Origin of the sequence: Candidatus Nitrosopumilus salarius BD31, assembly GCF_000242875.2 — an archaeon.
Classification (GTDB): Archaea; Thermoproteota; Nitrososphaeria; order Nitrososphaerales; family Nitrosopumilaceae; genus Nitrosopumilus; species Nitrosopumilus salarius.
Genome location: NZ_AEXL02000102.1, coordinates 1 through 8,811, shown reverse-complemented (window position 1 = coordinate 8,811; position 8,811 = coordinate 1). Strand labels below are relative to the sequence as shown.

The 8,811-nt window shown below is 31.9% G+C and carries 11 protein-coding genes; 6 read left to right on the top strand and 5 right to left on the bottom strand.

Annotation, left to right across the window (positions count from 1 at the left end):
* From BD31_RS05955 to BD31_RS05945, 3 genes are all read left to right on the top strand, one after another.
* A partial coding sequence (locus BD31_RS05955) for a cobalamin biosynthesis protein (protein WP_008299907.1) occupies nt 1-550 on the top strand: 550 nt, incomplete at its 5' end.
* Nucleotides 547-1,299: a sirohydrochlorin chelatase gene (locus tag BD31_RS05950; RefSeq protein WP_008299905.1), complete on the top strand. Its 753-nt coding sequence runs from the start codon at nt 547-549 to the stop codon at nt 1,297-1,299. The genes BD31_RS05955 and BD31_RS05950, both read left to right, overlap by 4 nt.
* Nucleotides 1,289-1,930: a precorrin-8X methylmutase gene (locus BD31_RS05945; RefSeq protein ID WP_008299909.1), complete on the top strand. Its 642-nt coding sequence runs from the start codon at nt 1,289-1,291 to the stop codon at nt 1,928-1,930. Before BD31_RS05950 ends, BD31_RS05945 begins: the two co-directional genes overlap by 11 nt.
* On the opposite strand, the gene BD31_RS05940 is transcribed toward BD31_RS05945, so the two are convergent.
* Entirely contained in the window at nt 1,919-3,274 is a 1,356-nt protein-coding gene (locus BD31_RS05940) for a cobyrinic acid a,c-diamide synthase CobB (protein WP_008299893.1), read from the bottom strand. The two genes, BD31_RS05945 and BD31_RS05940, sit on opposite strands and share 12 nt — an antisense overlap.
* 87 nt (nt 3,275-3,361) lie before the next feature.
* On the opposite strand from BD31_RS05940, the gene cobO reads away from it, so the two are divergent.
* Genes cobO through BD31_RS05925 form a run of 3 tightly spaced genes read left to right on the top strand, consistent with a single transcriptional unit; the run spans nt 3,362 to nt 4,890 of the window.
* Entirely contained in the window at nt 3,362-3,895 is a 534-nt protein-coding gene (gene cobO, locus BD31_RS05935; protein ID WP_008299902.1) for a cob(I)yrinic acid a,c-diamide adenosyltransferase, read from the top strand.
* A gap of 40 nt (nt 3,896-3,935) precedes the next feature.
* The gene (locus BD31_RS05930) at nt 3,936-4,733 is read left to right on the top strand and encodes a translation initiation factor IF-2 subunit alpha (RefSeq protein ID WP_008299914.1); all 798 of its coding nucleotides are present in this window, start codon (nt 3,936-3,938) and stop codon (nt 4,731-4,733) included.
* A gap of 1 nt (nt 4,734) precedes the next feature.
* A complete protein-coding gene (locus BD31_RS05925; RefSeq protein ID WP_008299896.1) occupies nt 4,735-4,890 on the top strand; it encodes an RNA-protein complex protein Nop10 in 156 nt (51 codons plus the stop codon).
* Between the two features lie 4 nt (nt 4,891-4,894).
* On the opposite strand, the gene BD31_RS05920 is transcribed toward BD31_RS05925, so the two are convergent.
* From BD31_RS05920 to BD31_RS05905, 4 genes are all read right to left on the bottom strand, one after another.
* A complete protein-coding gene (locus tag BD31_RS05920; RefSeq protein ID WP_008299916.1) occupies nt 4,895-7,033 on the bottom strand; it encodes an STT3 domain-containing protein in 2,139 nt (712 codons plus the stop codon).
* A 70-nt stretch (nt 7,034-7,103) separates the two neighbouring features.
* Complete coding sequence (locus BD31_RS05915; RefSeq protein WP_008299899.1) at nt 7,104-7,559, bottom strand: YbhB/YbcL family Raf kinase inhibitor-like protein; 456 nt, start codon at nt 7,557-7,559, stop codon at nt 7,104-7,106.
* 35 nt (nt 7,560-7,594) lie between these two features.
* On the bottom strand, nt 7,595-7,963 hold the full coding sequence (locus tag BD31_RS05910; RefSeq protein ID WP_008299904.1) for a type II toxin-antitoxin system VapC family toxin: 369 nt from the start codon (nt 7,961-7,963) through the stop codon (nt 7,595-7,597).
* The coding region (locus BD31_RS05905) for a translation initiation factor IF-2 subunit gamma (protein WP_008299911.1) at nt 7,956-8,811 on the bottom strand (856 nt) is incomplete at its 5' end. The genes BD31_RS05905 and BD31_RS05910, both read right to left, overlap by 8 nt.

Sequence of the window (8,811 nt, the reverse complement as noted above, 5' to 3'; positions counted from 1 at the left end):
AATAGGTATTTTTCAAGATGTTGGTCAGAAAAATTGGTATAAAGAATTGCCAAAAAATGTTTCAATTTATGAAAATTTACAAGATTTAAAAAAATCAAATTCTAAGGCACATCTCATAATTTCTGATAAAATAATTGATGATGAGTTATCTAAAGAGTCTGTAATATATCGGCCTCCAAGCTTAGTGGTGGGTATCGGATTACATTGGGATACTACAAAAGAAACAATCAAAGAGGGACTTGAATTTTGTTTAGAAAAATTTAAGCTAAGTTCAAAGTCTATTGCAAAGCTTGTTTCAATAAAAAAACCACAAGATGTACAAGGACTAATAGATCTTGGAGAGGAAATGGGAATTCCTGTAGAATATGTTAACAGAGAAGATTTAGCTGAGATTTCTGCCCCAAATCCATCAGAAACTGTAAGAGAGTTTGAAGGAACTGCAAGTGTATCTGAAGCTGCAGCTATCAAGGTTTCTGGAGGGAAATTAATTGTAGAAAAGCAGAAATTCCCACCAAATTTGACTATAGCAATAGCGAGGATTTTGAGTTGAAACAAGGATTATTATTAATTGACAGAGGAAGTAGAGAAAGAGAGGCTTCTGAAGAATTAGAGACTATTTGCAAAGGAATTCATGCAAAAGGCAATTATGAGTTTGTTGATTTCTGTTTTCTAGAGGTTGAACCACCATATATCGAAGATGGAATTACTAAATGCCTTAAACAAGATATTGATTCTTTGACCATAGTTCCTTATTTTTTGTATCCAGGTAAAAAAGTAAAAAATGCAGTCACTGAGGTGATGAAATTCCAAAAAGATACAGATGTGAAATTTGTTGTAACTAAACCCATGAGCATGCACAAAACTTTGATAGACATTGTTGAAAATAGAATATCCACAACATTACAAGAAAATCAGATAACTCTTCCAAAAAAAGATGTAGATGTAATGATAATTGGGCATGGAAGTAAAGATCCTAATGCACAAATGTCGTTAAACTATATTGTTAATGGATTAAATGAATCATACAGAAATGTAAGTAGGTGTTGGTTAGAGATAGAACAACCAGATATTTTTGAAGGGGTAAAAAAATGTGAAAAAGATAATCCTAAAGTATTAGTAATTGTTTTTTATTTTCTTCATGAAGGAGCACATGTAAAAACTGATATTAATAATGATTTGATACCAGCATTGAAAAATTCCAACATTAAAGAAACTTTCATTACAAAACATTTAGGAACAGATCAGAAAATGATAGATTTGATATTAGAGAGAGCAAAAGAGGTAGAAAATGCAAACTGAAAAAGGTCAATCAATTGAAGATGCAAGTATGCAAATGATTGAAGATGAAATTGGTAAACATGATTATAATGAAAAAGAATGGCCAATTGTCAGAAGAGTAATTCATTCAACAGCAGATTTTGATTTTGCAGGTAAAAATAAAATAATTTTTCACAAAGATGCAATTGAAAGTGGCATGAATGCATTGAGAAACGGTTGTAGCATAATAGTAGATGTTAATGGAGTAATTGGAGGATTGAATAAACAAAATCCTAAAGATTTTAAAAATAACATAATCTGTAATATTTCAAATCCAGAAATAATGGAATTGGCAAAAAAAGAAGGTAAAACTCGTTCCCAGGTATCTATGAGAATAGCTAAATCAGATATAGATGGAGGCATAGTGGCCATCGGTAATGCCCCAACTGCCCTCCAAGAAGTAATTCAGATGGTAAAAGAAGGTGTTGCCAAACCTGCATTAATAATTGGAATTCCAGTTGGATTCATCTGTGCTGCTGAATCAAAAGAAGAATTATCAAAGTTAGAAGGTGCGCCATTTATAACAAATATTGGTAGAAAGGGAGGTAGCTCATCTGCTTCTGCTATAATCAATGCAATCTTCAAGCTTATTAGAGCAGAATCAGCTTCTTGAATAGTTTACACAGTTCTTAACAAAAACTTGGGCATAATTTGAACTATCAAAATAGAGATGACCGTATGAAGCAAGAGTGTTATATTCAAACAGCCCATCTTGATGTTTTTTTATTCCCTCACCAATCTCTAAATTGTATACAAATTTTGAATCAGATGAAACTGAATCTAATTGTGAATAATGAAATTCATGACCTTGAAAATTATGTAATTTTTCTGAGATAATATTTTTCAGAGTGATCTTCCCCTTGGTATAATTTAGTCTCATTTTTTTTGTCATCCTAGTTTCAGCATCAAATAAACCAACCATTTTGTGTTTTTTTTCATCTGAAACAATAGATTTTGTAAGATACATCAGTCCGCCACATTCTGCATAAATTGGAAGATTATCTTCAGCCAATTTTTTAATTGTTTTTTTCATAATACTGTTTTTTTCAAGTAAATTACCTAAAACTTCAGGAAAGCCGCCTCCAATATAGAGTCCATCACATTTTGGTATTTTTTTGTCATTAACAGGACTAAAGAATTTTAGATTTGCTCCTTCGCGACGTAATGATTCAAGATTATCTTGATAATAGAAATTAAATGAAGTATCAAGGGCAACTGCAATTGTGGTTTTTGTTTTTTTGTCTATAGATTTTGATTTTTTTGGCAAAGGAATTGGGTTTTTCATAATTTTTATAATTTGATCAATGTCAAGTGATTTTGAAATTAATTTTGATAGTTTTTCAATTTGTATTTTCAGAGCTTCTTTATCTAATGTTGAAATTAAACCCAAATGACGCGATTCTAAATTTAGAGTAGGATTTTTTGGAATAATTCCAATTATCGGAATTTTAGTTTTTTCTAATGCAGATTTACACAAAAGTTCATGTTTTTTGCTGCCTATTTTATTAAGAATTATACCAGCAATTCGTGAATTTCTATGAAATTTTTGAAATCCAAGCGCAGTTGCTGCAATAGAACGAGATGTTTTACTTGCATCTAAAATTAATAGTACAGGAGATTTCGTGATTGAAGCTACATGATGAGTACTAGCATAATTTGAATCACCACCAAAGCCATCATAGTAACCCATCACACCTTCAATTACAGATACGTTTGATTTTGAATTTGAAACAAAACTATTCAAAACATGATTTTTTCCCATTAGCCAAACATCCAGGTTGTATGTATCAGATTTTGAAATACTTGAAAGATAACTTGGATCAATATAATCAGGGCCAACCTTAAACGGCTGTACTGAGTAACCTCGTTTTTGTAATGCATAAATTATAGAACATGTAATGGATGTCTTTCCAACTCCACTTGTAACACCAGTTACTACAACTCTAGGAATTTGCAATTTGCATGACTAGAATCATTTTTTATTTAAATTGATATATTTTTGAAAATACCCAATGTTTTTACCAAGATTCTTTGAATATGATTTATGGAAAAAGAGGGGTTAACCATTGTTTATACAGGAAAAGGTAAAGGTAAAACAACTGCAGCGTTGGGAATTGTATTACGAGCAACAGGTTATGGGAAAAAAACTTGTATGATTCAATTCATCAAAGGTTCATGGCACTATGGTGAAATGGATTCTTCTAAAAGACTTGAACCTGAATTTGAAATGGTTGCAATAGGCAAAGGATTTGTCGGTATTATTGATGATAAAAGCCCTAAAGAAGATCATGAAAAAATTGCAAAAGAAGCAGTCAGAATTAGTAATGAAAAAATTCAATCAGGAAAATACGACATAGTTATTTTAGATGAAATCAATTATGCAGTGAATCTTGGATTGATTTCAGTAGATGATGTTCTAAACATAATCAAATCAAAGCCACAAAAAATGGATTTAGTGTTAACAGGAAACTATGCCAAAGACAAAGTCATAGAAATAGCTGATCTAGTTACAGAAATGAAAGAAATTAAACATCCATTTCAGCAAGGCATCAAAGCTAAGAAGGGAATTGATTTCTAACCAGCAACATTAATTTACGCATGAATAAGTTTTAGAAGAAATGTCTACTGAAATTCAAGAAATGCCTGAACAAGGAGAGATTGTTCTAGCCACGGTTACAAAGGTTATGGACCATGGGGCATATGTCACACTAGACGAATATGGCGGTATTCAAGGATTTTTACACATATCAGAAATTGCTCCAGGTTGGATTAGATCTGTAAGCAGATTTGTAAGAGATGGTGAGAAAAAAGTTCTGTTAGTAAAGAAAGTGAATACTCAACGAGGTGATATTGACTTATCACTAAAACAAGTATCAAAAGATCAGAAAAAACAAAAGCTGAAGGAAGTTAAAAAGTATGAAAAAGGAAAAACAATTTTACAAAATGTCCAAGAAAAAGCAAAATTAACAGATGAAGAGGTAGAAAAATTAGAAGACAGTATCTATTCAAAATTTGATTCAGTTTATGATGCATTCATAGAGATTGGAAGAAATGGTATTGAATCTGTAAAAGAACTAAAACTTGCAAAGAAAACGGCATCAGTAATTGAAGAAATTTGTTCAAAAATAAAACTACCATCAGTTGAAATCAGGGGAATTATGGAAATCACAAGTGAAAAATCAGATGGAGTTGAAATAATTAAAAAAGCATTACTCGATGTGCTGAAAAAAGATCCTACAATAGACATCACATACTTGGGCGCTCCAAAATACAGACTCTCGATTACTTCAGAGGATTTTAAATCTGCTGAAAAATCATTAAAACCAATTATTGAGGAAATTCAAACTAATATAGAAAAGAAGAAAGGATCATTCAAATTTACTAGAGAAGAATCAAAGAAAACAAGAGATAATTAAAATGAGATTCCTATTAAGAAAATGTTCAAAGTGTAATCATTATACTTTAAAAGAAAAATGCCCAAAATGTGGAGAAGAAACAATATCAGTACATCCTGCAAAATTTTCACCAGATGATAAATATATGCGATATAGATTAGCTGAGAGATACAATTAGAAATTTAATTCAATGGAACATAATCTTTGTTTACTTCATAAATAAACACACCAATTACTTGGCCGCCTTTCTCAACATCAAAACTAGGTGATGAATATACCAATCTCAACGGACCGTTTCCATCTGCAGGAAATTTGATATCTTTGGAATATACTGCAGTAAATCCTGGTTGGTACGTTGCAGATTGTTGATCAGTTTGAAAATTCACATATGCCAATGGAGTAAATGGGATCATTTGACCCAATAATGTCTCATTCCAAAAATAATCAGTTCCACTAATTCCATCTGAATAGAGGTATTTAGCTAAGGGTTCATCAGCTATTCTCATAAACCATTGTTTCTTTGATTCATCTCCGCCCCCTGATAAGACATAAAGCGGTTCAGAACCATTGTTATCAACAGTTAATCTTTGACCGGCTACAAAAATAAGGACATAATCAGACTGCATTTCATTAAGGGAATTCCAGGCATTGTCAAGAGTGTTAAGTAACATTTTGGCAATATTTTGAATTCTACTAGTGTGAACAGTAGAATTATCAGCTAGTGTAGCTCTGTCTGCTTTGGTTTGAATCCAATATCCATAGTCCCACCAAGCAGCAATAACTGAGTCTTTAGGAGTATTGTTCTTAATCCACGCCAGGGAATCGTTCCAATCTGTTGTACTTATCTGATATGCACTTCCACCGTTTAGAATAGTGGGGGGGTTATTGGTAACAGAAAGCGTATTACCTTGAGCAGGAAAAATAAGTGGGAGAGCCAATAAAATAATTAAACCAATAACAAAAGGTGACTTTATAGCAATATTTTTTAATTTATTAATTTCTGTTTTATGAACGAAAATTTCTTTTGTTAACAATGACAATCCTAAGGAAGATAGGATAATGATTGAAAATGATGCAAATACTTCTAATCTAACAAATGCAGAACTTACGTAAACTCCGGTTAACCCGAGTATTAATGAAAAAGATATCATGTCATTTTTTATTAGAGTAGATTTTTTAGAATTTTTTAGAATTAACCAAATACCTAAACCTGCAAATATCATCAATATCGAATGAAAGAGAAATGATTGTGCAATGGTAGTGGTTGCATGTTCAGAAACTGAATCTACAAGTGGATCAGTAGTTGTTAAAAATGGATTAATTGCATTTAGATATCTGTGAGATGGAAGAGGAATAAAATTTGCTTCTGCATTTATCATAAGAAAAGTTGAACCGATTATCAGGATTGCTGCCAGAAAAAATAAGCCATTTCTATTTTTAGTATTTTCTTTACTCTTTTTCTGTATAATTATACAAATTATTAGAAAAATTGTAGGTATAATTAACGATAAACCCCCCAAACCCATGATAAAATGTGTCCCCAATCTTTCAAATGCAAGTGACGTGAAAATTGAAGAAGAGGTGAAAAGTGGGATAGCCCACATCAAAAATTTATGATCTGTTCGTAAGAAAGGCAATGTAAGTAAAAAAATCCCTATAGGAACAATGAAAAATTGGTCTCCGCCCCAAGCAGATAGACTGAAGATAAAGAAGATGCCAGCAAAAATAAGTTTGCCAATTGCAATTTTATTATTTTTTGATTTGATTCCACTCAAAAATAGATAAATTGCCAAAGTACCAAAAAACAAGCCAAGCGGTTCAGATTTGAACCAACCAATTTGACCTCGAATAATAATAGGTAGTGAAATTGAATACAGTAATGATGCAAATAGGCCTGCAGTGGTTCCTCCAATTATCCGAACTAGAGCAAATATAACAATAGCAGTTAAAGAACCAAAAACTACTGGAAACAAAATTGTAAAATCATAAAGATTTCCACCACCACCAAACATCCAATAAGTTACAGCTGCTGTTAAATGCAACATAACTTGAGAAGTTTCTGAGACATCTCTTCCAATAGGATACCAACTCAGATCATCATTCCATTCAAAATATGCATTAATTCCGTTATCAACAATGTATTGGGTTGCCCTATAGTTAAAGAAAGGATCAAACTCATTTAATTCCCAACCAAACCCTGCTGGCTGTGATCTAATTAAAAATGAAATTGAAAAAGATAATGAGAGAATTCCTATGATTAAAAGATGTTTAAATTTTAATTCGAATTTTCCAATTGAAAGTAAGCTAGAATTTGAATTCAACATTTTTCATCATTTAGATCTGTTTATTACTCTTTATGAAAAAGTTTGATATCTTTCTTCAGAGCAAAGATTATGGAGCATATCTTCCTTCAAGTTTTGTTTCAGATATAATATGATTTTTCATGGATTTTTCAATATCTGCTTTAGTTGCTCCTTTGTTTAGAGAAAGATGCGTATCTAAAGCATACAATTTGAAAACGTAAGTGTGTTCTTTATCAGGTGGGGCGGGACCACCATAACCAATTTCACCAAAATCAGTTACGCCTTCAAGTGAATCTACAGGTATGATGTTTTCAGTAATTTCTTTGGTGTTTGGAGAAATATTCCATAAAATCCAATGAACCCATATTTTTCCAACAGCTCCCATTGCATCTGGATCATCCATGATCAAAGCCAATGATTTTGTGTCTTCTGGAATTCCCTTAATTTTTAGAGGAGGACTGTTATTTCCATTTTTATAACCATATTGTCTAGGAATTACTCCTCTATTTTCAAATGCTGAACTTTCTAGAGATAAAGAATCCACATTAAAAATTACTAGTCACTTAAAGTTAAAGATTTCTAAGATTCTAAAACTATCTTATCATTTGAAAATGACATTACTGAACTGCCATTTTCTTTGATCTGTTTTTTTAATTCTTTATCCATGGTGGCAACAATTACTCTGTTAGATGAAACATAATCTAGTAATTCTTTATCTGCAAATGTACCAAGAATAGGGATTGTTTTAAAATTTTTTATATAATTTAGAGTGGATTGAACATCTTGTTTTTTTTCTGGATTATTTGCTAATTTTGATAATTCATTTTTTACAACTTGAGGTACAACAAAAGTAATTGGACCTATTTCTACATCCAAATTATTGATATTTTTGATTCTTCTAGTTGCTAGATGAATAAGGAAATTTGTATCACAGAGTACTTCAACCAACTATTCCTGCACCAATAAGTCTCCATCTTTCAGCAATTCTTCTGCTAATTGCTACATTACCTCCTTCAAAGATACAGGCAGGTCTTCTAAGTTCAATTTCTATATTTTTTGATTTTACTTTGGTAACCTTACCTAGTATTGGTGCAGTTCCAATGTTTAGTCGAAGTAATTCTCCTGATTGAATTGGTTGAACTTTAATATCCTCAGTAGCGCCTACTGCAGAATCAAAAAGACTCACTTCCAATTTTAACTCTATAGAATTTTCAGGTAGCGTTCCAGGTTTGCCAATAACTGAGCCAATAAAGGAATCACTTCTAGTCATAGATGGATCTAATTTTGTTCCAATAGCCACTAGACCGCCAGGCTTTACAGATTCTACAATTCCGGCAGCAGTTCCTAATGATGTAATTTCTGTCAGTAATGGTTCATATGACTTTTTTTTCTCATTCATGATACCTGGCTTTATCTCAATTTCGTCACCAACATTAAAAATCCCTTGGGTTAGACTTCCACCAATTACACCACCCTTAATGTCTTTTAATTTTATTCCGGGTTTATTCACATCAAAAGAACGTAAAACATGCATTACTGTATCCGCTTTTTCATCTCTGTCAGGAGTTTTGATTGTTGATTCTATTGCACCAATCAATGCATCGATGTTTAATCCAGATTGTGCAGATATTGGAATTATCGGTGCCTTTGCAGCATAAGTTCCTTTCACAAATTTTGTAATATCTTGATAATTTGTAAGAGCTTCATCATAAGAGAGTAGGTCAACTTTGTTTTGAACAACAACAATTTGTTGAATTCCAAGTGTTTGAAGAGCTAAAAGATGTTCTTTTGTCTGA